Origin of the sequence: Exiguobacterium sp. s91 (assembly GCF_018618915.1) — a bacterium.
In the GTDB taxonomy this organism is placed as follows: domain Bacteria; phylum Bacillota; class Bacilli; order Exiguobacteriales; family Exiguobacteriaceae; genus Exiguobacterium_A; species Exiguobacterium_A abrahamii.
This window is the reverse complement of record NZ_JACSMZ010000001.1, coordinates 15,666-42,379: the sequence shown is the minus strand read 5'-3', so window position 1 is coordinate 42,379 and position 26,714 is coordinate 15,666. Positions and strand designations below refer to the sequence as shown.

The 26,714-nt window shown below is 48.3% G+C and carries 28 protein-coding genes; 13 read left to right on the top strand and 15 right to left on the bottom strand.

What is annotated here, in order from left to right; genetic code table 11:
- The first annotated feature begins 155 nt into the window (after window positions 1-155).
- The 4 genes from KNQ06_RS00245 (at window position 156) to KNQ06_RS00230 (ending at window position 3,238) form a co-directional block, all read left to right on the top strand.
- Complete coding sequence (locus tag KNQ06_RS00245) at window positions 156-893, top strand: metal ABC transporter ATP-binding protein (protein WP_214771780.1); 738 nt, start codon at window positions 156-158, stop codon at window positions 891-893.
- Window positions 890-1,735 (top strand): metal ABC transporter permease, encoded by an 846-nt coding sequence (locus KNQ06_RS00240; RefSeq protein ID WP_214771783.1) that lies wholly within the window; start codon window positions 890-892, stop codon window positions 1,733-1,735. Before KNQ06_RS00245 ends, KNQ06_RS00240 begins: the two co-directional genes overlap by 4 nt.
- Window positions 1,732-2,649 (top strand): metal ABC transporter substrate-binding protein, encoded by a 918-nt coding sequence (locus KNQ06_RS00235; protein WP_214771786.1) that lies wholly within the window; start codon window positions 1,732-1,734, stop codon window positions 2,647-2,649. The genes KNQ06_RS00240 and KNQ06_RS00235 overlap by 4 nt, the downstream gene beginning before the upstream one ends.
- Before the next feature lie 76 nt (window positions 2,650-2,725).
- On the top strand, window positions 2,726-3,238 hold the full coding sequence (locus KNQ06_RS00230; RefSeq protein ID WP_035395745.1) for a PCYCGC motif-containing (lipo)protein: 513 nt from the start codon (window positions 2,726-2,728) through the stop codon (window positions 3,236-3,238).
- 71 nt (window positions 3,239-3,309) lie between these two features.
- Here the strand turns inward: KNQ06_RS00230 and KNQ06_RS00225 are convergent, their stop codons facing one another.
- On the bottom strand, window positions 3,310-3,750 hold the full coding sequence (locus tag KNQ06_RS00225) for a hypothetical protein (RefSeq protein WP_215146995.1): 441 nt from the start codon (window positions 3,748-3,750) through the stop codon (window positions 3,310-3,312).
- 188 nt (window positions 3,751-3,938) lie between these two features.
- Here KNQ06_RS00225 and KNQ06_RS00220 point away from each other — a divergent pair, with 188 nt between their 5' ends.
- Window positions 3,939-4,952 (top strand): zinc-binding alcohol dehydrogenase family protein, encoded by a 1,014-nt coding sequence (locus tag KNQ06_RS00220; protein WP_285800511.1) that lies wholly within the window; start codon window positions 3,939-3,941, stop codon window positions 4,950-4,952.
- A 215-nt stretch (window positions 4,953-5,167) separates the two neighbouring features.
- Entirely contained in the window at window positions 5,168-7,600 is a 2,433-nt protein-coding gene (locus KNQ06_RS00215; RefSeq protein ID WP_149427955.1) for a HAMP domain-containing sensor histidine kinase, read from the top strand.
- 61 nt (window positions 7,601-7,661) lie between these two features.
- Here KNQ06_RS00215 and wrbA read toward each other — a convergent pair whose 3' ends face one another.
- Both wrbA and KNQ06_RS00205 read right to left on the bottom strand, forming a co-directional pair.
- Window positions 7,662-8,264: an NAD(P)H:quinone oxidoreductase gene (wrbA, locus tag KNQ06_RS00210; protein WP_035410786.1), complete on the bottom strand. Its 603-nt coding sequence runs from the start codon at window positions 8,262-8,264 to the stop codon at window positions 7,662-7,664.
- Between the two features lie 209 nt (window positions 8,265-8,473).
- The gene (locus tag KNQ06_RS00205) at window positions 8,474-10,621 is read right to left on the bottom strand and encodes a hypothetical protein (RefSeq protein ID WP_215146993.1); all 2,148 of its coding nucleotides are present in this window, start codon (window positions 10,619-10,621) and stop codon (window positions 8,474-8,476) included.
- 155 nt (window positions 10,622-10,776) lie between these two features.
- On the opposite strand from KNQ06_RS00205, the gene KNQ06_RS00200 reads away from it, so the two are divergent.
- Complete coding sequence (locus KNQ06_RS00200; RefSeq protein WP_215146991.1) at window positions 10,777-12,567, top strand: LTA synthase family protein; 1,791 nt, start codon at window positions 10,777-10,779, stop codon at window positions 12,565-12,567.
- Between the two features lie 107 nt (window positions 12,568-12,674).
- Here the strand turns inward: KNQ06_RS00200 and KNQ06_RS00195 are convergent, their stop codons facing one another.
- From KNQ06_RS00195 to groES, 4 genes are all read right to left on the bottom strand, one after another.
- Entirely contained in the window at window positions 12,675-13,613 is a 939-nt protein-coding gene (locus tag KNQ06_RS00195) for a HEAT repeat domain-containing protein (protein ID WP_149427958.1), read from the bottom strand.
- Window positions 13,614-13,649: 36 nt separating this feature from the next.
- Window positions 13,650-14,270 carry a LysE/ArgO family amino acid transporter gene (locus KNQ06_RS00190; RefSeq protein WP_149427959.1) on the bottom strand — a complete coding sequence of 207 codons (621 nt, stop codon included), beginning with the start codon at window positions 14,268-14,270 and terminating at the stop codon, window positions 13,650-13,652.
- A gap of 221 nt (window positions 14,271-14,491) precedes the next feature.
- Window positions 14,492-16,132: a chaperonin GroEL gene (gene groL / locus KNQ06_RS00185; RefSeq protein WP_029342811.1), complete on the bottom strand. Its 1,641-nt coding sequence runs from the start codon at window positions 16,130-16,132 to the stop codon at window positions 14,492-14,494.
- 32 nt (window positions 16,133-16,164) lie between these two features.
- The gene (groES, locus tag KNQ06_RS00180; protein WP_023469587.1) at window positions 16,165-16,449 is read right to left on the bottom strand and encodes a co-chaperone GroES; all 285 of its coding nucleotides are present in this window, start codon (window positions 16,447-16,449) and stop codon (window positions 16,165-16,167) included.
- Window positions 16,450-16,669: 220 nt separating this feature from the next.
- On the opposite strand from groES, the gene KNQ06_RS00175 reads away from it, so the two are divergent.
- On the top strand, window positions 16,670-17,362 hold the full coding sequence (locus KNQ06_RS00175; protein ID WP_215146989.1) for a CPBP family intramembrane glutamic endopeptidase: 693 nt from the start codon (window positions 16,670-16,672) through the stop codon (window positions 17,360-17,362).
- A gap of 21 nt (window positions 17,363-17,383) precedes the next feature.
- On the top strand, window positions 17,384-17,617 hold the full coding sequence (locus tag KNQ06_RS00170; RefSeq protein WP_023469589.1) for a DUF4305 domain-containing protein: 234 nt from the start codon (window positions 17,384-17,386) through the stop codon (window positions 17,615-17,617).
- Window positions 17,618-17,658: 41 nt separating this feature from the next.
- Here the strand turns inward: KNQ06_RS00170 and KNQ06_RS00165 are convergent, their stop codons facing one another.
- The 4 genes from KNQ06_RS00165 to KNQ06_RS00150 form a co-directional block, all read right to left on the bottom strand.
- Window positions 17,659-17,955, bottom strand: coding sequence for a DUF2089 family protein (locus tag KNQ06_RS00165; RefSeq protein ID WP_023469590.1), 297 nt, complete (start codon window positions 17,953-17,955; stop codon window positions 17,659-17,661).
- 18 nt (window positions 17,956-17,973) lie between these two features.
- Entirely contained in the window at window positions 17,974-18,261 is a 288-nt protein-coding gene (locus KNQ06_RS00160) for a hypothetical protein (RefSeq protein WP_215146987.1), read from the bottom strand.
- 181 nt (window positions 18,262-18,442) lie between these two features.
- The gene (locus tag KNQ06_RS00155; protein WP_050678866.1) at window positions 18,443-19,738 is read right to left on the bottom strand and encodes a cation:dicarboxylate symporter family transporter; all 1,296 of its coding nucleotides are present in this window, start codon (window positions 19,736-19,738) and stop codon (window positions 18,443-18,445) included.
- A 179-nt stretch (window positions 19,739-19,917) separates the two neighbouring features.
- On the bottom strand, window positions 19,918-20,976 hold the full coding sequence (locus tag KNQ06_RS00150) for an NAD(P)/FAD-dependent oxidoreductase (protein ID WP_215146986.1): 1,059 nt from the start codon (window positions 20,974-20,976) through the stop codon (window positions 19,918-19,920).
- 184 nt (window positions 20,977-21,160) lie between these two features.
- Between KNQ06_RS00150 and KNQ06_RS00145 the strand changes: the two genes are divergently transcribed.
- From KNQ06_RS00145 to KNQ06_RS00130, 4 genes are all read left to right on the top strand, one after another.
- Window positions 21,161-21,952 carry an ABC transporter ATP-binding protein gene (locus KNQ06_RS00145; protein WP_023469594.1) on the top strand — a complete coding sequence of 264 codons (792 nt, stop codon included), beginning with the start codon at window positions 21,161-21,163 and terminating at the stop codon, window positions 21,950-21,952.
- A gap of 3 nt (window positions 21,953-21,955) precedes the next feature.
- A complete protein-coding gene (locus KNQ06_RS00140; protein ID WP_055969400.1) occupies window positions 21,956-22,867 on the top strand; it encodes an iron-hydroxamate ABC transporter substrate-binding protein in 912 nt (303 codons plus the stop codon).
- Between the two features lie 78 nt (window positions 22,868-22,945).
- Window positions 22,946-23,947, top strand: a complete 1,002-nt coding sequence (locus KNQ06_RS00135; protein ID WP_055969403.1) for a FecCD family ABC transporter permease — start codon at window positions 22,946-22,948, stop codon at window positions 23,945-23,947.
- Entirely contained in the window at window positions 23,944-24,951 is a 1,008-nt protein-coding gene (locus KNQ06_RS00130; protein WP_023469597.1) for a FecCD family ABC transporter permease, read from the top strand. The genes KNQ06_RS00135 and KNQ06_RS00130 overlap by 4 nt, the downstream gene beginning before the upstream one ends.
- A 54-nt stretch (window positions 24,952-25,005) precedes the next feature.
- On the opposite strand, the gene KNQ06_RS00125 is transcribed toward KNQ06_RS00130, so the two are convergent.
- The 4 genes from KNQ06_RS00125 to KNQ06_RS00110 form a co-directional block, all read right to left on the bottom strand.
- A complete protein-coding gene (locus KNQ06_RS00125; RefSeq protein WP_149427962.1) occupies window positions 25,006-25,473 on the bottom strand; it encodes a hypothetical protein in 468 nt (155 codons plus the stop codon).
- Window positions 25,440-25,949, bottom strand: coding sequence for a hypothetical protein (locus KNQ06_RS00120; RefSeq protein ID WP_214724232.1), 510 nt, complete (start codon window positions 25,947-25,949; stop codon window positions 25,440-25,442). The genes KNQ06_RS00125 and KNQ06_RS00120 overlap by 34 nt, the downstream gene beginning before the upstream one ends.
- 13 nt (window positions 25,950-25,962) lie before the next feature.
- On the bottom strand, window positions 25,963-26,415 hold the full coding sequence (locus tag KNQ06_RS00115) for a hypothetical protein (protein WP_149427964.1): 453 nt from the start codon (window positions 26,413-26,415) through the stop codon (window positions 25,963-25,965).
- A 119-nt stretch (window positions 26,416-26,534) separates the two neighbouring features.
- Window positions 26,535-26,693 (bottom strand): hypothetical protein, encoded by a 159-nt coding sequence (locus KNQ06_RS00110; RefSeq protein WP_014971497.1) that lies wholly within the window; start codon window positions 26,691-26,693, stop codon window positions 26,535-26,537.
- Window positions 26,694-26,714: the final 21 nt, after the last annotated feature.

Below are 26,714 nucleotides of genomic sequence, written 5' to 3'. Positions count from 1 at the left end.
GACATCTGTTTCCTATGGCTTTAAAGTTTGCCTTAAGGAAACATTATTTGTAGACCGAATCTTTTTCCAGTGATTGGAGTTAAAATTTTTATCCTATTTTTTGCCCTAAGGAAACTTTCCTTCTATATACCACAAAACCAAAGGAGTGATCATTCATGTACGCCCTTGACGTTGATCGTCTCACTGTCTCTTATTTTGATACCCATGCACTCGACGGAGTGTCCGTTCGTCTCCCGGTCGCTTCGTTGATTGGCATCATCGGACCGAACGGCGCTGGTAAATCCACATTCTTAAAAGCCGTCCTCGGTTTGATCCCGGCTCGCATCGAGCAGTTACGCGTGCTCGACCAATCACTCGAAGACGTCCGGTCACGCGTCGCATACGTCCCGCAACGAAGTGCAATTGATTGGGACTTTCCGGTTCGTGTGCAGGACGTCGTGTTGATGGGCTGTTATCCGAAGCTCGGCTTATTCAAACGACCATCGAAAGCACAAAAAGCGTTCGCCATGGAATGTCTCGAACGGGTCGGTATGTCTGATCACGCCGAACGCCAAATCGGTGAGCTGTCAGGTGGACAGCAACAACGGGTCTTTCTGGCGCGTGCCCTTGCCCAAGAAGCAGAGCTACTATTGCTGGACGAACCGTTCGTCGGCATCGATGTTGCGAGTGAGCAGATGATCATCGAACTTTTACGGACCCTCCGAGCCGAAGGACGGACGATCGTCGTCGTCCACCATGATTTGCATAAAGCAGAGGACTACTTCGACACATTGATGCTGTTGAACAAACAATTGATCGCTGTCGGTCCACCGTCTGATATCTTGACGCCGGAATGGCTCGAACCAGCGTATGGCTTACCCCTATTCGAACGACGCAAGGAGGGACAAGGATGACGTTCATCGAGGCATTACTTCAATATGAGTTCTTACAAAAAGCGATGATCACCGCCATCATGGTCGGCATCATCTGTGGTGTGATCGGCTGTTTCATCATCCTTCGCGGGATGTCGTTGATGGGGGATGCAATCTCGCACGCCGTTTTACCCGGTGTTGCGATTTCCTACCTACTCGGGATCAACTTCCTGATCGGTGCTGTCGCGACGGGTCTCGTGACAGCGCTCGGAATCGGTTTCGTTAGCCAGAACAGTCGCATCAAGAACGATACGGCAATCGGAATCATGTTCACATCCGCCTTCGCCCTTGGGATCATCCTGATTTCGTTCTTACGTAGCAGTAGCGATCTCTATCACATTCTGTTCGGCAACGTCCTCGCGGTCCGTCCGAGCGACATGTGGATGACCGTCATCATCGGATTGATTGTCCTCGGCGGGATTTTCTTGTTCTACAAAGAGTTGCTGATCAGCTCGTTTGACCCAACGATGGCGCAAGCCTATGGACTATCGACGCGCTGGATTCATTACGGACTGATGACGTTACTGACACTCGTCACGGTCGCTTCACTCCAGACCGTCGGCATCATTCTCGTCGTCGCGATGTTGATCACACCGGCAGCGACCGCGTATTTACTGACGAACCGCCTCTCACGGATGCTGTTCCTAGCGGGAGGCTTCGGTACGTTGTCCGCCATCGTCGGACTGTATTTCAGCTTCACCTATAATCTATCTTCCGGTGCATCGATCGTCCTCGTCGCGACGACGCTGTTCGCCCTCGTCTTCGTCTTCTCACCACGTCACGGTCTGATGCGTCACCGGAAACGAAAGGAGTCTACTGTATGAAATTAAAACTCATTCTGTTCGTCCTCCTCAGCATGGTCTTACTTGCTGCTTGTTCGACACCAGCAGAAGATAACGGGAAGCTGAAGGTCGTCGCGACATATTCGATTCTCGCTGACCTCGCACGTGAGGTCGGTGGTGAACATGTCGATGTCCACAGCATGGTCAAGATCGGGGCAAACCCGCACGAGTATGATCCACTTCCGGCAGACGTACAGGCGATGGCAGATGCTGACGTCGTCTTCTACAACGGGTTGAACCTGGAAGCCGGCGGTGCGTGGTTCGATAAACTCCGGGCAACGACTGGCAAAGACGCGTCTGACGCACCAGTCTATCGTTTAAGCAAAGGCGTCGAACCGAAATACCTGACGACGAAGGGCAAAGAATCGGAGACTGATCCACATGCGTGGCTCGACGTAAGCAATGGCATCCGCTACGTCGAAAACGTCAAGCAGGCATTAATCAAGGAAGATCCGAAGCACAAAGCCGACTACGAAAAAAATGCCGATGCCTATATCAAAAAATTGCAGACGCTTGATCAGGAAGCGAAAAAGCAGTTTGCCGCTATTCCGAAAGCAGAACGTCATCTCGTCACGAGCGAAGGAGCCTTCAAATACTTCGGAACTGCCTATGACGTCAAAGCGGATTATATTTGGGAGATCAACTCAGATAATCAAGGAACTCCGGCTCAAGTCCGCCGGATCGTCGATACGATCAAGGAGCAAGATATCCCTGTCCTGTTCGTCGAAACGAGCGTCGATCGGCGGAGCATGGAAACCGTCTCAAGGGAGACTAGTGTTCCGATCGGTGGTACTCTCTTCACCGACTCACTCGGTGCACCGGGTAAAGATGGCGACACTTACTACAGCATGATGCAAGCAAACATCGAGACGATCACGGAAGCACTCGCCAAGTAAGCGTCAACAAATCGTCACGCCTTCTCGATACGTCTTTCCTTATAATGAAGGCAAGACGATGAAAGAGAGGCACATTATGCAAACACGACTATATCGTTACGCCTTTCCCCTCAGTATCAGCCTGTTGCTCGCTGCATGCGGAACAGCTGATCAAACGGGTGCTCCAAAAACAGAACAGACGAATCACGGAGATCATGCTGATCATGCCAGCCACGGTGCTGGTGATCAACTCGAGAAGACCGCGGGACCAGACACGTTACCCGCTTTTCTGAACGAACAGGATGAGTCGATCCAGACGATTTACCGCTCCGTCGCTAAACATCCTGATCTCTTGAAGAAGATGCCTTGTTATTGCGGTTGCGGTGAGTCTGCTGGTCATACAAGCAACTATGACTGCTTCATCGAAGAGCAGACTGCTAGTTCCACGACCTGGACGACGCACGGCATCACGTGCGGCACGTGTCTCGATATCGCAGCACAGTCGATCGTTGCTTATCAAAAAGGTAGCTCCGTCAAGGAAATCCGGACTGCCATCGATCAAGCTTATAAAAAGACCGGTGTCACACCGACGCCAACGCCAGCACTTTAATAAACAGTCCGCCCTCCTCGCGATGAACGTAAGGAAAGGCGGACTGCTTTTTCATGTTCCGTTTTTCTGTCTCATGTGGAGCGCTCTTGACTTCTAGCTCGCAAGACAAGCGGTCGACCCGACAACAGCTCATCCAGTTGATAGTACGTATGCGCCCGAATCGGTCGATCCGTTCGTGGCAGATGACGGAGCTCGTATGCCACTTCGAGTAAGTAAAATTTGTATTCCTCCCCTTCATCAAAACCGAAGCTCGCACGACGTTCTTCGATATACGCAAGGACACGCTCCTGTTGCGAGAACGAGAGCCGCTGGACTTGTGGGGCGAGTGCCTCGTGCGGAGAGAGCACGATTTCCCGCTCCGTGCGATACAGTCGATGCATGACGCCACCACTTTGACGTAAGGCAATCAAACGCGCGGGTCGATACGAACGGGGGTGCGGGTGGGCATGGACGAGGTAACGTTCTATCGTGACTTGAGTCGGTCCTGCCGGTAGAGAGATGACGTCATACATACAAAATCGCTCCTTCTCGAAATTGATAGCTACTCTCATATGCTACCATATCTATCCAGCATTCTTTCGTTGACGACAGAAGGGGAATCCGTTTTCAAAGTTTCGCAACTGGTTTTAAGACTGAATAGGCGTGGAACAGATGGAGAGAAACGATTCCTATCTGGAAAGGATGATTGTCGATGTCGAATATGTCCGCCGTCGGTTTCCACCGACACTTACCACTGACGGAACACGAAAGTCTGATTGACCTGGAACTACCACGCCCGGAAGCAACGGGACACGATCTCTTAGTTGAGATTAAAGCCGTCTCCGTCAACCCGGTCGATACGAAAGTCCGTGCTCACGGGAAAGATGAAGACGCGCCGAAGGTCATCGGTTACGATGCAGCCGGAGTCGTCGTTGAAGTCGGCGATGATGCCTCCCTCTTCCAAGTCGGTGATGAAGTCTATTACGCCGGTGCGATTCAGCGCCCAGGGTCAAACAGTGACTTCCAACTCGTCGATGAACGGATCGTCGCCAAAAAGCCGGAACGGTTGACCTTTAGCGAAGCCGCTGCTCTCCCGTTGACGACGCTGACAGCTTACGAAGCATTGACCGATCGTCTCGGATTGACGTTTGACGCTAAGTCGAATCTCGAGAAGACGATCCTCATCATCGGAGCTGCTGGTGGTGTCGGTTCAATTGCAACACAACTCGCGAATCACGCTGGACTGACCGTCATCGGAACGGCGTCACGCGACGAGACGATTGAGTGGGCGAAGGAACACGGTGCACATCATACGATCAATCACCACGAGGCATTCCGTCCTCAGCTGGAAGCCCTCGGCTACAAATACGTCGACTATATCTTCTGTCTCAATGCGACGGACCAACATTTTGAGACGATGGTCGATGTAATTGCACCACAAGGGAAAATCTGTAGCATCGTCGAGACGTATCAAAAACTCGACTTAAGTGCGCTCCAACAAAAGAGTGCGACGTTCGTCTGGGAGTTCATGTTCACGCGTCCGCTGTTCGAGACAGAGGACATGATCCGCCAACATGAGATTCTGACGCAAGTCGCAGCATGGATCGAAGAACATACACTTGAGACGACGGTGACACAGACGTTAATCGGCATGAACGCTGACAATCTGAAAGAAGCACACCGTCTCGTCGAGAGCGGAAAAACGATTGGGAAGATTGTCGTCGAACATCATTAATGGGCATCGGAGCAGGTTGGGAGTAAAATCCCGTCCTGCTTTTTTGTCGTTCTAAGTTTTCTTTGTGAACCTGTATCTCTTACTTTGAAGATATTTTAAGCATTATGACTATATTTATTCGTCTAAAAAATGTACGATTACGGTAACAAATATTCCAACGTAATACATCTAATCGACGCTTGACTCACATAGACAAAGGAGCATCCATAATCCATATGCGAAAATGGTTCAATCAAAAGATCAGCCGACAGATCATGTCGTCGTTTTATCTCATTCTTATTACACTATCGATCTCTTCCCTGGCTGCTTATTTTTATACGAACCACCAAGTCACGGATGCGAAACAAGAGCTCGATGCGATCAGCTTGCGCGAAGATCGAGCGACAAAACTCTGGGACGATTGGCAGTCCCTTCAATACGAGATGCGCGGCTATATCGTCTTCGGTGACGATGCCGTGCTCGACGTGATTGATGAAAAGAAGGCATCACTCGAACAACAGACGGCTTGGTTTGAAAAGAATCGCTTATATAAAGCGGATCAAATCTATGCGTCTGATATCCGGTCGCTCTATAATTCTTATACCAATTTCGTCATGCCCAGCTTGATTAAATACGTCCAAGCAAAGCAATCGGGCACGATTGACGAGCGTTTCCTGCAGATGCCGAGTCTAAAAGCGATGATGCCACAAGTACCACGGGACCCGAATCGGAAATTCAAGATGAATGCCTCGAACAGTGAGACGATGCGTAAAAGTGTCAACACGATGGAGAGTACGTTCACGAACTATCGGAGTAGTCTTCGTGCGAAAGAACTCGGTGCAAAAGAACAACTTGTCACTCAGACGAAGTATGCCGAGTGGATCTGGCTCGTCAATCTGCTCGTCCTATTCCTCGTCATCTTGCTCATCGTCCGCCCGTTCATCGAACGGACGACGCGACAAATCCATCTTCTTAGCAAGGAGAGTAAACTTCTTGCAAGCGGTGAGCATACGTTACCACTCATTCCACTCAACCGTGCTGACGAGATTGGTGAATTGAGTAAATCGTTCCATCAGATGGCGACAGCTTTGATTGAAAACAAACATCAATTGATGTCAACGAACGTCAATCTCGAAGATGCCTTAAAACTGACGCAACGGAACGAGTCCCACTTGCGCCTGCGAAACCAATTGACGGAGACACTGGCATCGCGCGATAGCATCAGTGCTTATCCTTCTGTCATCCAAAAGATGGTTGAGATCACGCAGTCTGATCAAGGCGCACTGATCTTTAAAGAAGGAACAAAAGTCATCGATATCGTCTTTTATCCACAGACACCGCTCACAGTCGAGGATTGGATGCCAACGATTGAGCCGTTATTGCGTGAGTCGCGACAAGATCGACGACCGCATACACAGTTCGAGGACGAAGTCGCACGCGCTGTCACACCGGTTCTTGATCCGAGTCAAAATGAGATCATCGCCTATATCTTCTTGTCCCGCGATCAGGATCGGTTTGATCGTTACGAACAGGAAGAACTAGCCGCCTTCGCGCGCCAGCTGGCATTGTCACTCTTGCGGATGCGGACGTTCGACGAGATTGAACGTGAGCGGGAAAAAACGGCGCGACTATTGAACTCTATTCGTGAATCGATCGTCTATATCGAACCCGAAGGCGATATTCAATTGATCAACCGACCGTTGCTCGATCTGTTTGACCATCCGGTTGATGACAGTCTCGATGAGAACGGACTGATGAACATCACTCCGTCTGTCGTTCAACTCAAGCATCGCGTCGACCAACTACCGGAATTCGAACGTTACTTGAAAAAGACGTTCGTTCAGCGTGAAATCGGTGAAGGAATCACCTTCTCGATTGATCACGAGCGACGCTTCATCAAGACGTACTCCGAGAGCATTCATTATGGTGGACAGTTCCGCGGGATTCTACTCGTCTTACGTGACGTGACGAATGAAGTCGAGATTGACCGGATCAAAAACGAACTCGTCTCGACAATCTCGCACGAACTGCGGACACCACTCTCGTCGATCTATGGCTTCACTGAGCTGATGATTCAGCGCGACCTGCCACCGAAGCGACAGAAGAAGTATCTCGAAGCGGTCCATTCGGAAACAGAACGCCTCTCGCTGTTGATCAATGACTTCCTTGACCTGCAACGGATGGAAGCAAACCGTCAGGAATACGAAATGGCACCGTTTGATATCGTCGCGATGATTCGTGATTTGAAACAGTTGCATAGCCTGTCGTCGTCTTCCCACGCGATTGAAATATTCCGAAACGTCGAACCGCTGATCGTCGAGGGGGATGCGAAGAAGATTCGCCAATTGTTCAGTAACCTGATCAACAATGCGATCAAATACTCACCAGCGGGTGGAACGATCGATATCCAACTAACGCGACACGCGTCACGTGTCACCGTCGCGATTCAAGATGAGGGTATCGGGATTCCTGCTTCTGCGATGAGTAACTTGTTCCAAAAATTCTATCGTGTCGACAATTCGGACACCCGTCAAATCGGCGGTACTGGTCTTGGGCTCTCAATCTGTCGCGAAATTGCGCGTGGGCATGATGGAGAAATCCATGTCGAGTCGATCGAAGGACAAGGTTCGACGTTCACAGTCGAACTTCCGTTGACACAAAACACATGATGCATATGAAAAAGCGCCAGAATGCGAATCAGCATTCCGGCGCTTTTTGAATTAGGTAATGTTATGAGTTGAGACGGCTTGCCACTTCAACCGTCCGTTTCGCTTGATGGCGCACGGCTGGTTCGACGGATTCGACCATGTTGCCGTCTTGGTCGACAGTGACCGATGTACCATATGGATTTCCACCCGCTGCGAACAAGACCGGATCCGAATAACCCGGTGCCGCAACGATCGCACCCCAGTGGAACATCGTCGTATAGACCGCGAGAACAGTCGCTTCCTGACCGCCATGCGGATTCTGTGCCGACGACATCGCACTGACGACTTTATTGACGAGTTTGCCTTGTGCCCACAGTCCGCCTGTCGTGTCGAGGAACTGTTGGAATTGTCCTGGGACATGACCGTAACGTGTCGGGACGCTAAAGATAATCGCATCTGCCCAGTCGAGTAGATCCGGTGTCGCTTCTTCGATATCACGTGTGGCTTCCGCATGCTTTTGCCACAATGGGTTCGAAGCAATCGCTTCTGCTGGGGCTGTCTCCTTGATTTTCGCAAGGCGGACTTCCGCCCCCGCTGCTTCTCCCGCTTCTTTTGCCCATGAGGCAAGTTGATGGTTCGTTCCGGTTGCGCTGTAATAGATGACCGCTAGTTTCACGTTTGACATGACTTCGCTCCTTTTTTAAAAGACAGTGACGGACGATGGACGTACACGCTTTCTATTCCCGCTTTCTGCGCAAATTAACGTCAATTGTTTGAATTCAAGAGGAAATATAGACCAATTCTTCAACCAAACGTTTGAGCCAAAGACCATTTTAAAACAAAACAGGAATTCTATAAGACATCGTCTGCCTCGAAGGATTCCTGTCCGCTCACTTATTTAACCGTTAAACTAAAGGTCTTACTCTTACGCAGCTTGATCGACTCCGCGTGTACCGTGACCCGAGTGCCTCGTTTTTGTTTCGGGAACGTCATCGTTTGTGTCTTACCGGTTGCGAGTTTCGTGTACCGCTTCTTATTGATTGTGACGACGATTGTCTTTCCTTTCGTCGCTTTGACTTTCCATGATGTACTCGTCGGACTGAGTGACGTCGTATACGACTTGAGTGTTGGATTGGCTGCTGCCACGACTTTCTGCCCGGAGACTTGAAGTTGTGTTCCTTTACGGGCAACGAACGTCACGACTTGTCCAACCTTCAATGGTTTTGTCTTAATCGCAAAACTCTGCGTTTTCTTACGATCGATATATGCCGTATATTTCCCATCAATATACAGCTTTCCGTAATCGGCATCTCCATCAAGAATCCCTTCGATCGTCGTGTGTTCATCCGTTAGGGGTGCGGATAGATTACTGTAAATCATCACGCTATCTTTCAAAGAGAGTGATTTCGTAGGATACTCACCACTTCGTGTAATACGATATGACGCAAAGTCATTCGTATACGGAATCGTAATCTCTGTCTTTTTCGTTGCTGGAACAGATTGAATTTGTCGTTTTCCTGCATAGATTTTATAGATACCGCCTTCTTTGGCACTTTCTAAGCGGTATGTAATGAATTTAAAATTATCGTTTTTCGACTGGGTAATGCGTGGCACTTCGTAACCTGCGACGGTCCGGTTCACGGATGCTTCTTGATTGAAGTCTCGTGTATTTCCGAACGTCCAACGCGTCACCTGACCGACAAGATTTTTCGTCGACACGTTGATTTGGACACGTCCTGTCTCATCGGAGGCAGCTCTTCCGATGAGGACGCCATCTTTTCCATAGACCGTCACCGGAACATCGCTTTGATTGATGTTAAAGCTATAGGATGTTGTACCTTCCTTAATGGTTGGAATCGCTGAACCCTGAGCTGTTAAATAACGCTGGTATTGATAACGTGTCAGGTCCTCCAAGACCTTACCGGTTTCAGTCGTGTATATCGTCCGATACTCACTATACGGTAAACGTTTCGGAATCGTCGTGATCGTGAACAGCTCGTTTTTCAGTTCGACATTCCCAGTGAACGATAATTTACTGGGCTCAACGATACCTGTCGTTCCATCTATACGCGTCAGCTCAACGCTAGGAGCTAGAACCGTTCCTTCGAGCAACGTCGTATCATCCTTCGTCAAGTCATTGATTGCGATCGGTTGGCGCAAATAAGACGCAAACGATAACATCGTCGCTTGATCCTTGCTCCGGTAGATGGCTTTTCCATCCGCTAACAGTTCATTCGCTAATTGCTCTGAGTGGTCAACGAGTGTCGTCAGTTGCCCACTCGCCGTATCTAAGTAGAATAACGATGACTCGTTTGACGAACTAGCATCGACCAGTTGAACGTACAATCCGTCTTTCGTTTCGTATGCTCCCTCAACGTAATATCCTCGTGAGACTTTCGGTAAGGTGATTTGTTGATTGGTGACGACGTGACGCAACGTATCTTGCTCACCATCTAAGATCCAGTCATTCGTTAAAGGCGAGAACCGCTTCACGTCAACGGAACGGACTTTTGAGAATGTACCGTCCGGATTCACATCATACCAATCAGCACTATCTTCTCGTTGGATCGAGAAGCGATTCGCACTAATCCACTGCACCCAGTTTTGAGAAGTCACTTCTAACGTATCACGCGTAACGAATTGATCCCCTTCGCGAATAAAGACTGATAACTTATCAAATGAGGTATACCCTATCACCATATCGTGATTCAAGACACGCAGGTACTCCTTGCCTTCTGGAAGCGTCAGCAGTTCCGAAGTTCCCGTCTTCGCATCAATCAAATAATAAGGATGCTCGGTTTCGTCTCCATAATAATCTTCATACAAGAATAACGTTTTATCGGCTGACGTCGCCCGCATCACCATATACGGTGAGACGTCTTTCGGATAAGGTGTCGTCTCTTTTGTCTCTAAATCGTAAAATCCAACGATTGCTTGATCTTTCGTTTTAACATCATACGGTGCAGCATCTGCACTTACAGTGAGCGTCATCCATGTACCGTAAATCAGCGCGGCACTTCCCATCCAATGTTTCCAGTTCATCTATGTAGAACATCCTTTCAAAAATAAGTGATTACTTCTATTTTATTCCATATTCAGTAATTCTTCTAATGTTTTTTGCAGAAAACACTCAAGCGTTCGACACGTTTCGATTCAGGGTAAAGACTGTGTGACGACACACGTAAGGAGTACTGACCATGGCGATTCGCTACACCCTTTATCTATTACTCGGCATGCTGAAGTTCATGCTGTTTAGTTACTTTACAAAGACCGACCTTTCGCTCTATTTAACACTGATGAACCTGGCCGGTATGCTGATCCTGTCGAGCTGGACGTTACTGATTCCGTGGAATAAACGCCGCTGGGTCTGGCTCGGTCTATTGCTGGCACACAGTTTTCTACTTGCTTCCGACATGTGGTACTATCGTTACTTCGAGGACTTCCTCTCCATCTCGCTCCTCTCACAGATGACGCAGATGAGTGACGTCAGTAGCGGCTTCACCGCCTTGATCGTACCGCAAGACTTCCTCTTGTTCGCCGATAGTTTGATTTTCGTACTGCTGCTCTTCGTTTTCCGCAAACGACCGGAAGTGACGACGGCGCAAACACGACGCCGGACAGCCGGACTACTCGCAATCAGTGGCATCGTCTTGTCTGCCTCACTGCTGACGTACCGGACGCTAACGGAAGATCGTCAACCGACGGCAACGATCTCCGATATGCGTGACTACTACCTGTTCGGCTTTTGGGGCTATCACGGGTGGGATGTGTTCAAAGGCGTGACCGGACGACCGAGCGACGGACTAACGGCACAGGAACAACAGCGCATCAATCAAAAGGAACAGACGAATCCGACCGGTCCGAAGCAGACGCCGAATATCATTTTGGTACAGCTCGAATCGTTCCAGGCTTCAGTCATCGACCAAACCATTAATGGTGAGGAAGTGACACCGAACCTGAATCAATTGAAGAAGGAATCGCTCTACTTCTCGTCGCTCTACCACCAGACGCATGAAGGACGAACTTCGGACGCCGAGTTCATCACGAACACGTCACTTTATCCATTAAAATCAGGCTCTGTTTATACACAATACCCGACGAATGAATTCGAGCCGCTCCCTGCATTACTTGAGAAGAACGGATACGATACGGCAGCGATGCATGCTTACGAAAAAGGCTTCTGGAACCGTGACGATGTCTACCAGAACATCGGTTTTAAGCACTTCTTCAGCCAAAAGGATTATTCAAAAGAGAAGAAAATCGGCATGGCACTGAACGATCAACAGTTCTTCCTCGAATCGATTGATCACATGGAGACACTGCAAGAACCGTTCTTCTCGTTTTTAGTCGCGCTGACGAGTCATACGCCGTATGAGATCGACAAGGAAGATCAGACGCTTGATCTGTCTGGATATAAGGATCCGATGTTGAAACGGTATTACGAGACCGTGCATTACGTCGATACCGGTGTCGGAAAGATGATCGACGAGTTGAAACAACGGGATCTTTGGGATCAGTCCCTCGTCATCTTTTATGGCGATCACGATAGTGGACTCGTCAATGAAGGAAGCGAGATGCGTAAAAAGGCGGATGTCTCGTCTCCGGTTGCTGCGTTCGAGCTCGAGCGCCGCATCCCGCTCTTCATCAAAAAACCCGACCAGCAAACCGGTCGGGTCATGAAAGAGAATGGCGGACAGATTGATATCGCACCAACGATCATTGATCTATTGAATCTCAAAACGTCCTATATGATGGGACAATCCCTCGTCGACGACAAACCAAATCTGACGGGCTTCCACGATGGTTCGTTCCGCTACAAGGACTATTATTATGAAGCGGATTTGACGAAAGTATCAGGCGAAGGCACCTGTTATGACGTATCGACCGAGAAAAAAGTTGAGATGAAGTTCTGTCGCGATCAGGTGAAGGATGTGAGTGAGCAGTTAAAGCTGTCGGATAAGATTATTGAGGAGAATGAACTGGAGTAATCAAAAAGCAGCTAATTTTATTGAAATAAACAAGCCTGACTTCTCACTAGACGTGAAGAAGGTCAGGCTTGTTTATTGATTGTTATCTCCACCTATCCTCGAGCCCATCAATAGCAAGTAAAATGGTCTTCGATCCATTGCCATTCTTCGTCAAACAAGACTTTTCTTTTTGTTTGAATGATCCAATGAAATAGTTTAGGAATCGCTTGATAGGAATGCTGGTATCGATGTAAAAATCGAAAAGCGATTAGGACTTCATCTGTTTGTATTTGTCGCGTTCGCTTCACTAATGTTTGTAAACGTTTAATCACCGGCTCAATCGCTACTTCATCACCATGTCGCTCAATTTCGACTAACGCACACTCTCTCACATTGCTAGATCGATCTTTTAATCCGTGCAAAAATATTGAAAGATCTAATCCATTTCCAAGTTCACTCAGTGCAGCTAAAGCCGAATGCCTCACGTCTCCTCGAGAATGATCCAACAAAGGAGTCAAATAAGGAACGGCTCGCTCTGTTCCAATCTTGGCTAAAACAAAATTAGCACTCATGATATCAAAAGAGTTATTTGATGTCGTAATCAAACGAATTAATGCATCTTCTGCTGCCTCATCTCGACAGGCTCGCAATGTTTGAATCGCAGCTTCTCGAACAGACGACCGAGAATCGTCTATGTATTTTACAATTCGTTCTGTATCAGGAATGCATTGTTGTTTTGCTAGTTCTTCCAGAATACTTTCAAGAAGACTCGGCTTTGTCTCTTGCTCCAGTTTTTCAAGCAATAACATTCCTGCACGAACATCTCCTGAATTCACACCAATCGTTCCAATCATAAAATAAAGATGTTGTTTTTGTTCTGCTTGTTTCACTTTATCGAGTAAAGTGTTTAATATCAGAAGCATATTCACGTCCCTAAATTGACGGACTTTTACATAAGCTAAGTCGGATGGTGATCCTTCGTTCGTATAGCACTTCATTTCTTCATGATAGAGGTATTCTTCATCAGACATCTGTTCAACTAAATATAAAATCTCATCGTCCTTCATATTTGGTAGTTGCTCCTTAACCCTTTAAATATCTATTTAACTTTGTTCTAAAGCAAACTGAATCAATTGATACGATAGCCAGAACATTAAGCATCCGATTCCAAAATCTAATACTTTCCACGCTTTTGGTTGTTTAAATACAGGAATGAGCCATCTCGATCCATATCCTAATCCAAAAAACCAGACAAATGAGGCAATCAAAGCTCCGATTAAAAAATTGATTTTTTGATCAAATGTCAAAGTTCCAGCAATACCACCGATGACGACGACCGTATCTAGGTATACATGTGGATTTAAAAGTGTAATTGCTAATGTAAGTAAGATCGTTTTGTGAATGGGCATGATTTTAGAATCTGTTGAAACATCCATTGTATGTGATGAAGAAAATGCACTACGAAAAGATTTAAATCCATACAAGAGAAGGAATAGTCCTCCAACAATCGCAAGACCAACATTTGCAAACGTATTATTCTTGATGACGGTACCAACTCCCATTACGCCCGTACACATCAACAACACATCGCACAAGAAACATACTAGCGCCACCCAGAAAATATTGTTTTTCATTAAACCTTGTTTAAGGACGAACGCATTTTGAGCGCCGATTGCGACGATGAGTGTACCCGAGGTTACTATGCCTTTTAAAATTTCATTCATTTAATTAATGACCCCTATCTCTCTTTGATCTCTGAACGTAAGTCGACGATTAAATATTAAATCTCCTTTCATTCCAAGTTAATTCTATATATGTATACCGTTTAAACATTAAGTATAATATTACAAATAAAAGAATAATTATGCAACTTATTCCGAAATTTGAAGTATAAAAAAGTACCGAACCCTATTTACTAGGATTCAGTACTTTTAGATGAAATGTCTTACATCATTCCGCCCATTCCACCCATGCCGCCCATATCAGGCATTGCAGGAGCAGATCCGGCTGGTTCTGGTTTATCGGCGATGACGGCTTCTGTTGTTAAGAACATCGCTGAAACCGACGCTGCGTTTTGAAGTGCTGAACGCGTTACTTTCGCTGGATCGACGATTCCTGTCTCGATCATGTCGACATACTCATCTGTTGCCGCATTGTAGCCCATTCCTGGCGCTTCATGCTTGAGACGTTCGACGATGACTGAACCTTCTTGACCCGCGTTTTCCGCGATTTGACGAAGTGGTGCTTCGAGTGCGCGAAGAACGATGTTGACACCTGTTGCTTCGTCGCCTGTTGAGACCGACAAAATCGATTCGACGGCTTTCGTGACGTGAATGAGGGCTGTTCCCCCTCCTGCTACGATTCCTTCTTCGACCGCTGCGCGTGTCGCGTTGAGTGCATCTTCAATCCGGAGCTTGCGTTCTTTCAGTTCTGTCTCAGTTGCTGCCCCGACTTTGACGACTGCTACGCCACCTGCGAGTTTCGCCAGACGCTCTTGTAATTTTTCACGATCGAAGTCGCTTGTCGTTTCTTCGATTTGCGCACGGATCGTACCGACACGTGCTTCGATCGAATCCCCGTGTCCGTGGCCTTCGACGATTGTCGTGTTGTCTTTTGAGACGACGACTTTCGACGCGCGACCGAGTTGCGTGATTTGTGTTTCCTTCAGATCAAGACCGAGGTCTTCTGTGATCAATTCTGCACCTGTAACGATCGAGATATCCTCAAGCATCGCTTTCCGGCGGTCACCGAAGCCTGGTGCTTTGACCGCTACCGCGTTGAATGTACCACGGAGTTTGTTGACGACGAGTGTCGCAAGTGCTTCGCCTTCGACGTCTTCTGCGATGATGAGAAGTGGTTTGTTTTGTTGGACGACTTGCTCGAGGACTGGAAGAATCTCTTGGATGTTCGAGATCTTTTTGTCCGTGACGAGGATATACGGGTTCTCAAGAACCGCTTCCATCTTGTCTGAATCCGTGATCATGTATGGTGACGCGTAACCACGGTCGAACTGCATCCCTTCGACGACGTCGAGTTCTGTCGTGAAGCCACGTGATTCTTCGATCGTGATGACACCATCTTGACCAACACGTTCCATCGCTTCCGCGATCAATTGACCGACTTCTTCGTCTGCTGCTGAGATCGCTGCGACTTGGGCGATTGCTTCTTTACCTTCGATTGGTTTAGCGATCGTGTGCAATTCTTCGACGGCACGACGGACCGCTTTTTCGATTCCTTTACGGATGACCATCGGGTTTGCGCCCGCTGTGACGTTTTTGAGACCTTCGCGAATCATCGCTTGTGCGAGGACTGTCGCTGTTGTCGTACCATCCCCTGCGATCTCATTCGTTTTTGAGGCAACTTCTGCGACGAGTTTTGCACCCATGTTCTCGAAGTGATCTTCGAGTTCGATTTCTTTTGCGATCGTTACACCATCATTCGTGATGAGTGGTGAACCGAACTTCCGCTCGAGAACGACGTTGCGTCCTTTTGGTCCGATCGTGACTTTGACTGCATCCGCTAATGCATCGACCCCGCGGAGCATTGCCCGACGTGCTTCTTCACTGAATAAAATCTCTTTTGCCATGACTGAAATCCCCCTTTAGATGATTGACTGAATTACTCGGCTACTGCCAAAATATCGCTTTCGCGTAAAATTAAGTATTCATTGCCGTCGACTTTGACTTCCGAACCGGCATATTGTGCATAGATGACGTGATCTCCGACACTCACTTCAAGTGGTACACGTACGCCTTGTTCTGTCACACGGCCTGTACCGACAGCGACGACTTTACCCTCTTGTGGTTTTTCTTTCGCTGACCCAGGAAGAACGATTCCTCCGAGTGTTGTTTCTTCTTTTTTAACGACTTCGATCACGATGCGATCACCAAGTGGTTTTAACATGCGAAACATCCTCCTTGAAAATGACTGTTTTTTAGCACTCGCTTTCATTGAGTGCTAACATATTTTTATCTTATACGCTTTCTCTTCTGAATTCAAGCCTGAACCTTTATCCGTTTTCCCGAAATCGACACCTTTGAATCATCGTCAATCGTGCGCCAAGACCGTTTGTTTGTTACAATCGGGACAGTACCTTCATTACAAAGGAGTTGTGTCCTGTACGATGAAAAATCCAATCAGTCTGCCTTTCGTGATGGCGGAGAAGTGGCAAAAGCGTCACGTCATCCCGATCATCATCTATCTGATCGTCCAATTGGTTCCGGGTTCGTTCCAGTTTTTCCTTCCGAAGAACGTCATTGCTGACGTCGCCGGTTGGTGGCTCGCGATCGGCTTCACGGTCGCCGTCATCGTCTCCTACTACTGTCTGCGCCCCGATTGGCAGAAGTGGAAGGCAGAGGGACGTCAAACCGATCCGATGGATACGTTGAAATGGATCGGAATCGGGATCGTGCTCTTGTATGCGCTCTTGATCGGTGTCAACTTGATCGATGCCTGGATGGCAGGTGGGATCGAGAATGTCGCGAAATCGCAAAATACGGATCAGATCATCCAAGCGATCCAAGTCATCCCACTCCTGCAAGTCATGGTCGTCTTGCTCGGACCGATCATGGAAGAGTTCTTGTTCCGGCATATCATGTTCGGCAATCTCTCCTCGAAGCTCGGTTTCTTCTTCAGCTTCATCTTGACGGGTGCCTTGTTCGGACTGATTCACCAAGACAACAAATTTTTAATCTATGTCGCGATGAGTTTTGTCTTCTCGCTCGTCTTCGTCAAGACGCGCCGGATCATTGCTCCGATCGCCATCCATGTCTTTAACAACGGAATCGTCGTACTCGCCATCTACGCGATGTCTTAATTTACGAAAGGTCGTGTTTTCATGCGTCAAAGCTCGAACTTCATGGCAGTGTTCTATGCCATCTTCGGTATTCTCTTCATGTTCCTCGCCTACAACAACTCGGTCGAAGCAGGAACGGTCTTTAACTTCTGGACGATCCTGCTGACGTTGTTCGCTGCGATCGACTTCTACCGTCTCTACTTGATCTTCCGCTTCCGCGCAGCAGCAAAGAAGATGATCAAGAAGGAACAGGACAAAAAGAACGACAAGCAATAAAAAAACGAGATTTCCGTCAGGCGGAAATCTCGTTTTTTGGTTTATTCTTTCGCTTGACCCTTGCGGTAGGAATCGATGATCGTCTTCGCCACATCGAGACTCAACCGTTCATCTAAGACCAAGTTCTTGATCATATTGACGAATTCGACATCTTCCTGCTGCACCGAATCAATCCGCTCGATCAACTGGTTCAACTTCGCCCGGACGGTCGGGTAGGATACTTGATAGGCAGTTGCCATATCCTTTAATGAACCAGAGCTCAAGACGAACTTGCGGATGAACTCGAGATGCTCCTGTTCGAGTGCCAGTACCCAAGCGGGCACGTCTTGTCGTTCCATCGTGTTCCCTCACTTCTCTTACAAATCTTGAATCTCCATTCGTTCTTTTTCACGCTTTAGTTGCTTGCGGCGCGAGTCGACACCCATCTCAGCCATTGAGATCATCATGGACAACCCCACACACGTACCGATTCGGATCAATGACTCCCGATCCGCTGAGTGTGGTCCTGTTCCGAAATACCAGTAAATTCCGAGACCGATGATGATGGCTGGAATGATGAAACTCCAGACTCTTCCTCGCCGTGCTAAGTAAAATTGTACGATACAGACTGTGACAATACCAATGACGATTCCTACCGTTTCCATCCTATCGCCTCTCCCCTATGATTATATCAATAATATTAAATTTATAATTAATAATATTCAACATAATTTTAACTATAATCAAAAATAAGGGATTTTATTTAAAAACAATCGACTTTAATCTATTTTCAAGGACGAAAAAAAGAAGGACTGACGATTCAGTCCTTCCTTGTATTTACGATAGTCACGCACTGCGGACGTCGTCTTTTTTACCTTCTGTCGACATGAAGGTCTCGAGTTGGTCTTCGTCAAGGACACCTTCCCACTTCGCGATGACGAGTGAAGCGAGCGTGTTTCCTGTGACGTTGACGACCGAGCGCATCATATCCATGATTCGGTCAATCCCCGCGATGAAGGCAAGTCCTTCTGCCGGGATACCGACCGTACCGAGTGTTGCGAGTAAAACGACGAAGGAGACGCCAGGAACGGCAGCCATCCCTTTTGATGTCAGCATTAAGACGAAGACAAGCGTCAGCTGTGTTCCGATCGAGAGATCAATCCCGTACATCTGTGCGATGAACAAGGCTGCGAGCGCTTGATAAAGCGCAGATCCATCAAGGTTAAACGAATAACCCGTCGGTACGACGAAGCTAACGATTGATTTCGGAACGCCCATCCGTTCGAGTTTTTCCATGACGCGCGGCAGTACCGTCTCAGACGACGCCGTCGAATACGTCAGCAATAACTCGTCCTTGAAGATGCGCGTGAAATCAGAAACGCGAATCCCGACCCATTTCATGATGGCACCGAAGACGATCACCATGAAGAGAAGCGCTGTGACGTATAACGTCGCAATCAGTTTAAACAATGAACCGAGCGATTCAATCCCGAACGTCGAGACCGTGACACCGATCAAGGCGAAGACACCGATCGGCGCGAATTTCATGACGATATTGACGAGATTGAACATCGCTGCTGCGACGCCTTCAAAGAAACGAACGACCGGTTGGCCCTTCTCTCCTGCAAAACCGACACCGAGTCCGAATAAGACCGAGAAGAAAATGATTGCAAGCATGTCACCGCGGACCATCGCGTCCAAGATATTCGTCGGGACGATGTTGACGATCTTGTCGACGAGTCCTGCATCTTGTGTCGTCTCTTCTGTTTCGACATACGTCGAGATGTCCGTTTTATCAAGTGTCGACATGTTAATACCAGCACCCGGTTCAACGAGATTGGCTGCGAACAGCCCCGTGAAGATCGCGATCATCGTCACGATCGTGAAGTAACCGAGCGTCTTGACGCCGAGACGTCCGAGACTTTTCGGACTACCGACTGATGAGACACCGAGTACGATTGTCGTGAAGACGATCGGAACGACGATCATTTTCATCATCCGAATAAAGATGTCACCGATTGGCTTAAGCCACTCCGCGACATGGGGATTCCCATAAAATACACCACCGACTGTGATCCCGAGAATCAAGCCGATTAAAATTTGCCAGGCAAGGCCAATTGGCTTACGTTTCGTAGTTGTCATACCCTTCCTCCTTATACATCCGTCTTACTTGTATCCTACATGTAGTGGAACATAAGTAGAATTTTGTCCTAAATACAGTACATTGTCAAATCGTTCTGTTATAGTACAAAAATGAAATTCATACAAAAAAACGTCCAAAATCCGCTTGTTTCCAAGCATTTTGGACGTTTAAACATTATTCAAGATTGTTGATTAACGCGTTCCTCAATCAACGCCCGATTGCGTTTTTTGAAGACTTCGTTGTGTGACGAGACCATCGCCACTTTTGCCGCTTCCGGCTCGATGAAGCGTTTCGCCCGGTTGACGGCGTTCGCTGCATCTTGGAAGGCACCTGAGATCAAGTGGACCTTTCCGTCATGCGAAAGAATATCTCCGGCAGCATATAGACCCGGTACACTCGATTCGCTCGCCGCGTTCCCTGCGATATAGAAGTCATCGACCCGTGCGATATCGAGATCACAGGCGTCAAGCAGTGCCGCATCCTGTTCATACCCATGATTGATGATGACTTCATCAATTGGAATCTCGACGATTTCCTCTGTTTGACAGTCGATCAATTCGACCGATGCGATCCGTTGATGATCGGGACTTGCGATCAGCTTGTGAATCGTCGTATTAAGGAGACAGACAGCAGAACTTTTGACGAGCTGGTCGACTTGCGCCTCGTGCCCCGAGAAACAATCCCGGCGATACGTGACGTAGACTTTTTTCGCGACCGGTTCGAGCTCATTCGCCCAGTCGATCGCAGAGTTCCCACCACCTGAGACGATGACGGTCTTTCCTTTAAAGCGTTCAATCGATTTGACCGTATAGTTCAAGTTCGACACTTCAAAGCGCTCCGCGCCCTCGACTTTTAATTTTTGTGGATTGAGGATGCCGCCGCCGACCGCGACGATGACCGTCTTCGAATAATGGATCCGACCCGATTCTGCTTCTAAGACGAAGTTGCCGAAGACGTCTTTTGCGATCGAGATGATCTTTTCATTCAATTGAACAGTCGGTTGGAACGTCAGTCCTTGTTCGACGAGTTGAGCCATGAGTTTTTCACCAGTGATCGGTGGCTGTCCGCCGACGTCCCAGATCATCTTTTCCGGATAGACGTGCAATTTTCCTCCGAGTTCTGCTTGATACTCGATCAATTTCGTCTTCATGCCCCGAAGACCACTATAGAACGTCGAATATAACCCTGCAGGTCCTCCGCCGATGATCGTTACGTCGAACAACTCCTGTTCCCTCATCTCACTCACTCCTCGTCTTTGATTACGATTGATTATCATTCTCACTCCCCCATGATAACGTGAACATCTCTTGAACACAAGAAAAAATGTTGACAGCGTTTTTATAGGACTGGTATGGTTAATGAGACGATAGTGATAATCATTATCATTGAAAACGGAGAGAACAACGAAGGAGTCGTCGCGTATGGTACGTCTAGCAACAGAAGAAATCAATATCGGCTACGGTGATCGTCCCATCGTCAAAGACTTGTCCGTCCAAATTCCCGATCGACAAATCACGACAATCATTGGGGCGAACGGATGTGGCAAATCGACTTTATTGAAAGCGATGACACGGATCATTCCTCATCAATCAGGACGTGCATTGCTCGATGGTCTCGATATCGCCAAGGAAAGTACGAAGCTACTTGCCCGGAAAATGGCTATTCTGCCACAAACTCCAGAGAGTGCAAGTGGTCTGACGGTCGCAGAGCTCGTCTCATACGGTCGTTTCCCGTACCAAAAAGGATTCGGACGCTTGACGAAACACGATTACGAGATCATCGATTGGGCACTCGAAGCAACGGATACGATGGCATTCAAACACCGTCCGGTCGATGCGCTGTCGGGTGGTCAACGTCAACGGGTCTGGATTGCGATGGCACTCGCCCAAGAGACGGACATCATCTTCCTCGATGAACCGACGACTTATCTTGATCTCGCCCACCAACTCGAGGTGCTTGAACTGCTCGAGCATCTCAACCGGACCGAAGGACGGACGATCGTCATGGTCCTGCATGATTTGAATCAAGCGGCACGGTTCGCCGACTATATCATCGCCATGAAAAACGGCGAAGTCGTCAAAGCCGGGACGTGTGAGGAAGTCATCGCAAAAGACGTCTTACAAGAAGTATTCCATATCGATGCTGAAATCGGACGCGATCCGCGGACGAACAAGCCGATGTGTATCACCTACAACTTAATCAAGGGAGATTGAATCATGAAGAAACTACTTTTACCGGTTCTACTCATTCTCACGCTCGTCATCGCAGCGTGTGGCAATACGGAGAAAAAAGACGACGCAGCGTCTGGGTCGAAAAACGAGACGATCACGTACAAATCGGAGAATGGTGACATTAAAGTTCCAGCTAATCCAAAACGTGTCGTCGTCCTCGCTGGGTTCGCTGGTAACGTCATGGCACTAGACGTTCCTGTCGTTGGTGTCGATTCGTGGTCAAAAGCGAATCCGAAGTTCGACAAACTCAAAGATGTCACGGAAGTATCGGAAGAGAACGTTGAAAAAATCATCGAACTCGAACCCGATTTGATCATCGGCTACTCAACAACGAAAAACCTCGATAAAATCAAAAAGATTGCTCCGACAGTTACGTACACATACGGAAAAGTCGACTACTTGACGCAACACATCGAAATCGGTAAATTGCTCAACAAAGAGCAAGAAGCACGCGACTGGGTCAAAGACTTCAAAACACGTGCTGCTGCTGCCGGTAAAGACATCAAAGCAAAAATCGGTGAAGATGCTACTGTTTCTGTCATCGAAAGCTTCGATAAACAACTCTACGTCTTCGGCGATAACTGGGGTCGTGGAACAGAGATTCTCTATCAGGAAATGAAATTGAAAATGCCGGATAAAGTCACGAAGATGGCATTAAAAGACGGATACTACGCGTTGTCACCAGAAGTCCTTCCTGAATACGCAGGCGACTACCTCGTCTTCAGTAAGAGTGCGGAAGCGGACAACTCATTCACGAAAACGGATACGTTCAAGAACATTCCAGCCGTTAAAAACGATCGTGTCTTCGAAGTCGATTCAAAAGAGTTCTACTTCAACGATCCGCTCACACTCGAACGTCAACTCGAGTTCTTCAAGAAAAGTTTCCTTGGTGCATAATGAATAAGGGAGGGAACCTGCGGGATCCCTTCCTTTTTTTGTGGCTCACTCACTGAATCAGAAATGGAGGCGACATTCATGTCAGCTGGTCGAATTCCGTTCGGCATTAAAATCACACTCGGTCTCGTCCTCTTTTTCGGGATGTTCTGGATCGCGATGACGTTCGGTGCCGCCGATACGACAACGCGCGAAGTCTGGAACGCTTTGACGTTCGGACCGTTGAATGAAAAAGCAAAAATCGTCCAGGAAATCCGCTTGCCACGGGAACTGGCAGCGATCCTTGTTGGAGCGGCACTCGGTGTCTCAGGTGCCATCATGCAAGCGATGACACGCAATCCCCTCGCCGATCCTGGTCTACTCGGTCTGACAGCGGGTGCAAATGCGGCACTCGCGCTCGTCATCGTCCTGTTCCCGAAAATTGACTACTTCGGCATCATGATCGCGTGTTTCGTCGGAGCAGCACTCGGGGCAGCACTTGTCTTTGGAATCGGCGCTTCGAAAAAAGGCGGCTTTTCCCCGCTCCGGATCGTCCTTGCCGGTTCCGCGATCTCAGCGTTTCTGTATGCGATTGCGGAAGGCATCGGGATTTACTTCAAGATTGCTCAAGATGTTTCACAATGGACGTCCGGGGGACTCGTCGGGTCGACATGGGGACAACTGCAAGTCATCGCGCCAGTCATCGCCATTGGAATCGTGATTGCGTTCATTTTCTCACGACAATTGACGATTCTCAGTCTATCGGAAGAAGTCGCACTCGGTCTCGGACAGAACATCCAGCGGATCAAAGCGGTCCTCTACGTCGTCGTCATCCTGCTTGCTGGCGCTGCCGTAGCACTCGTCGGTAACATGGCATTCATCGGGCTGATGATTCCGCATATCGTCCGTGCGATCGTCGGAACGGACTATCGATTCATCCTGCCGATGACTGCGATCTTTGGTGCGACGTTCATGTTGCTTGCCGATACGATCGGACGGACGCTGTACGCGCCCTATGAAACGCCAGTCATCGCAATCGTCTCGATGCTCGGGCTACCATTCTTCCTCTTAATCGTTCGGAAAGGAGGGCGTGCTTTCTCATGATGGAATCTCGTTTACGCCGTCGCCAGCAACTGACGTTTTGGACGTTACTGGCACTATTGATCGCAACACTCGTCGTCAGCATCGGTCTTGGACCTGCTTCTCTCTCGTACGATCGTTTACTGCCGACGTTACTTGGAAACGGATCGTTCAAAGAGGAGTTCGTCCTCTATTCGCTCCGCTTACCCCGACTGCTCATCACCGTCATGGCAGGAATGGCGCTCGCCTTATCGGGTGCAATCTTACAAGGCATCACCCGCAATGAACTCGCTGATCCTGGTATCATCGGCATCAATACGGGAGCTGGCGTCGCCGTCGCCTTGTTCTTCCTGTACTTCCCGACCGATGTCGGGTCATTCATCTATCTGTTACCGATTGCTGCCTTCTTCGGTGCACTCGTCACCGCGACAGCGATCTACCTGTTCTCGTACGACCGCGTCCAAGGACTCCAGCCGATCCGCTTGATCTTAACGGGTGTCGGCTTCTCGATGGCACTGTCTGGAATCATGGTCATCCTGATTTCATCGACGCGTCGTGAAAAGGTCGACTTCATCGCCAAATGGCTCGCTGGTAACATTTGGGGAACAGACTGGATCTTCGTCTACTCGCTGTTACCGTGGTTACTCGTCTTGATTCCGCTGACGTTCTATAAAGCGAATAAGCTCAATCTGCTTGCCTTGAATGAACCGGTCGCGATCGGTGTCGGTGTCGCGATTGAAAAAGAACGGATCCAACTCTTGTTGACAGCTGTTGCGCTCGCCGCTGCTGCCGTCTCTGTCACCGGTGGGATTTCCTTCATCGGTTTAATGGCGCCGCATATCGCCCGCGCGCTCGTCGGACCACGGCATCAATTCTTCCTGCCAATTGCCCTCTTGCTCGGCGGCTGGTTGCTTGCGTTCGCTGATACGATCGGGCGCAACATCGCGGGACCAGACGGTGTACCGGCTGGGATCGTCGTCGCCTTGATTGGAGCACCGTACTTCATCTATCTACTGTTGAAGAAATAATCAAAAATCCGCATCAATCAGCGTCTTTTGCCGAATGGATGCGGATTTTTTGCTTTACCGTTTCCACCACGCACGTTCGATTTCTCCCATCGAGACGTACGCGGGATCGATTTGTTTGGCTAACCGGTTTAGTCGAGTGACACCTAGACTGACTCCACCAACCCAAAAGAGGAAGATGCCAAATAAATAACCAGAGGCACTTGGAGTCGACTGCATAACAAAGTAAATCAGCCCCGCTACGACATAACCAATGATTGTCAGACGAGCGACCTTTTGAACAGTTTGTTGATAGATAGTCGGTGTTAAATACGACTTCATGAGCCGTAGCCGAACAATTTCTCGAGCGACTGCCGTCGCGCAAAAACAAGAGAGCATGATTGGGAGAAAGACAGATGCAATTGACGTCATAAACCAAGCAAATACTGCACAAATTAATCCAGGAATCAAAAAGAAATAGGCGACGACACGCACCGGACGTTTCATTACATTCAGACGTGCTTGTCGCTCGAATAGGTGTTCCATTTCGATGTTCCTTTCTGTCTGACGAAGCGGGCTACTTCTCCGTCACTGATATAATCGGGATCACGCGCTCCGTCGCGTCGGATGATCCATTCGCTGATGAAATAGAGCGGTGTTAAAATCGTAAAAATTGCCACAAGCATCTGCCAGAACGGTCCCTCGATCGTCTGGGTGATGACGATCGTTAAGATCGCATACAGCAGGACGTGACTACCAATGCGTAGTAAAAATTGGCGACGGACCTGCGCTTTTGAGATATATCCGTCTAAAATTTTTCGTTTTTTTAGTTGGTAGCGAAAATCAGAGCCGAGAAAAAGGGCTGGAATCGTCAAAATCAACAAGGGGATATCGGTCCACTCGATCAGGATACCAACTGTTATGAATAAGAGCACGTTCCAGTACCAGCGTGTGCCGAGCCACTCGACATCCCGGTACGCGAGCGCAAGTTTTTGTAGACGTTCTTCACGAGCCGTTTGCATAGTACCTTCTCCTTTAGCGCGCTTTGTGAATTTCTTTTTCCGTGATATACGTTGGATCAATCTTTCGTGAGATGAACTCTAACGTTTTTCGACAGATCCAGTAGAACGGAATGACGATGATGATCAGACCGAGCAAAAAAGACGTGTTCGGGCGATCGGCTGCCCAGACAATTAGACCGGCAAGCGCTCCGTATTGTAAGATACCGATCAACACATGCACGTGATAAAGCCGTCTTGCAGAAGTCTCTGATGTATATTCCGCAACAAGCGCGAACCGCTTGCGTTGTACGAACATATCGTAACCAAAATACAATAACGGGACGATCATCGCGTAGATCGGTTTCTCGAGTGTGTTACTGAGCGCTAAGAATGCCGCAAGCATGACCCACATGCCGGTCTGTGTCTTTTGGTGCATCTCTTTGTATAGCGCCGCTAAGGCATCCGTTTGTGTATGTACGTGTTCCATGATCATCCACCTCTCTATACTGTTATATACTTACATTTTACTGGATCGGTTTCATCTGTAGTACGAATTTCAAAAAAAAAGATGTCCTACCGCTTAGGGTAAGACATCTTCCATGAAGACTACGCACTGACCTGGATGATCAGATAGATGACGCTATAGGCAACGATCGCGAGCGGTATCATCGCGACACCGATCAGCCAGCCGTTTTTGTCGCGGATACCGAGATATAAGACGAGACACCCTACAATGAAGGCGATTAAGGTCGTGAACGGATTCATGGTTGTTCCCCCTCTGACTTG

What these genes read in the sequence shown, in the direction of transcription:
- wrbA (WP_035410786.1), bottom strand. Translation starts at nt 8,264, where the DNA reads ATGTCAAACGTGAAACTAGCGGTCATCTATTACAGCGCAACCGGAACG.
- KNQ06_RS00140 (WP_055969400.1), top strand. Translation starts at nt 21,956, where the DNA reads ATGAAGAAACTACTTTTACCGGTTCTACTCATTCTCACGCTCGTCATC.
- KNQ06_RS00220 (WP_285800511.1), top strand. Translation starts at nt 3,939, where the DNA reads ATGTCCGCCGTCGGTTTCCACCGACACTTACCACTGACGGAACACGAA.
- KNQ06_RS00230 (WP_035395745.1), top strand. Translation starts at nt 2,726, where the DNA reads ATGCAAACACGACTATATCGTTACGCCTTTCCCCTCAGTATCAGCCTG.
- KNQ06_RS00115 (WP_149427964.1), bottom strand. Translation starts at nt 26,415, where the DNA reads ATGGAACACGTACATACACAAACGGATGCCTTAGCGGCGCTATACAAA.
- KNQ06_RS00225 (WP_215146995.1), bottom strand. Translation starts at nt 3,750, where the DNA reads ATGTATGACGTCATCTCTCTACCGGCAGGACCGACTCAAGTCACGATA.
- KNQ06_RS00130 (WP_023469597.1), top strand. Translation starts at nt 23,944, where the DNA reads ATGATGGAATCTCGTTTACGCCGTCGCCAGCAACTGACGTTTTGGACG.
- KNQ06_RS00135 (WP_055969403.1), top strand. Translation starts at nt 22,946, where the DNA reads ATGTCAGCTGGTCGAATTCCGTTCGGCATTAAAATCACACTCGGTCTC.
- KNQ06_RS00235 (WP_214771786.1), top strand. Translation starts at nt 1,732, where the DNA reads ATGAAATTAAAACTCATTCTGTTCGTCCTCCTCAGCATGGTCTTACTT.
- KNQ06_RS00170 (WP_023469589.1), top strand. Translation starts at nt 17,384, where the DNA reads ATGCGTCAAAGCTCGAACTTCATGGCAGTGTTCTATGCCATCTTCGGT.
- KNQ06_RS00120 (WP_214724232.1), bottom strand. Translation starts at nt 25,949, where the DNA reads ATGCAAACGGCTCGTGAAGAACGTCTACAAAAACTTGCGCTCGCGTAC.
- KNQ06_RS00240 (WP_214771783.1), top strand. Translation starts at nt 890, where the DNA reads ATGACGTTCATCGAGGCATTACTTCAATATGAGTTCTTACAAAAAGCG.
- KNQ06_RS00245 (WP_214771780.1), top strand. Translation starts at nt 156, where the DNA reads ATGTACGCCCTTGACGTTGATCGTCTCACTGTCTCTTATTTTGATACC.
- groL (WP_029342811.1), bottom strand. Translation starts at nt 16,132, where the DNA reads ATGGCAAAAGAGATTTTATTCAGTGAAGAAGCACGTCGGGCAATGCTC.
- KNQ06_RS00195 (WP_149427958.1), bottom strand. Translation starts at nt 13,613, where the DNA reads ATGAAGGACGATGAGATTTTATATTTAGTTGAACAGATGTCTGATGAA.
- KNQ06_RS00145 (WP_023469594.1), top strand. Translation starts at nt 21,161, where the DNA reads ATGGTACGTCTAGCAACAGAAGAAATCAATATCGGCTACGGTGATCGT.
- KNQ06_RS00175 (WP_215146989.1), top strand. Translation starts at nt 16,670, where the DNA reads ATGAAAAATCCAATCAGTCTGCCTTTCGTGATGGCGGAGAAGTGGCAA.
- KNQ06_RS00150 (WP_215146986.1), bottom strand. Translation starts at nt 20,976, where the DNA reads ATGAGGGAACAGGAGTTGTTCGACGTAACGATCATCGGCGGAGGACCT.
- groES (WP_023469587.1), bottom strand. Translation starts at nt 16,449, where the DNA reads ATGTTAAAACCACTTGGTGATCGCATCGTGATCGAAGTCGTTAAAAAA.
- KNQ06_RS00165 (WP_023469590.1), bottom strand. Translation starts at nt 17,955, where the DNA reads ATGGAACGACAAGACGTGCCCGCTTGGGTACTGGCACTCGAACAGGAG.
- KNQ06_RS00205 (WP_215146993.1), bottom strand. Translation starts at nt 10,621, where the DNA reads ATGAACTGGAAACATTGGATGGGAAGTGCCGCGCTGATTTACGGTACA.
- KNQ06_RS00190 (WP_149427959.1), bottom strand. Translation starts at nt 14,270, where the DNA reads ATGAATGAAATTTTAAAAGGCATAGTAACCTCGGGTACACTCATCGTC.
- KNQ06_RS00160 (WP_215146987.1), bottom strand. Translation starts at nt 18,261, where the DNA reads ATGGAAACGGTAGGAATCGTCATTGGTATTGTCACAGTCTGTATCGTA.
- KNQ06_RS00215 (WP_149427955.1), top strand. Translation starts at nt 5,168, where the DNA reads ATGCGAAAATGGTTCAATCAAAAGATCAGCCGACAGATCATGTCGTCG.
- KNQ06_RS00110 (WP_014971497.1), bottom strand. Translation starts at nt 26,693, where the DNA reads ATGAATCCGTTCACGACCTTAATCGCCTTCATTGTAGGGTGTCTCGTC.
- KNQ06_RS00125 (WP_149427962.1), bottom strand. Translation starts at nt 25,473, where the DNA reads ATGGAACACCTATTCGAGCGACAAGCACGTCTGAATGTAATGAAACGT.
- KNQ06_RS00155 (WP_050678866.1), bottom strand. Translation starts at nt 19,738, where the DNA reads ATGACAACTACGAAACGTAAGCCAATTGGCCTTGCCTGGCAAATTTTA.
- KNQ06_RS00200 (WP_215146991.1), top strand. Translation starts at nt 10,777, where the DNA reads ATGGCGATTCGCTACACCCTTTATCTATTACTCGGCATGCTGAAGTTC.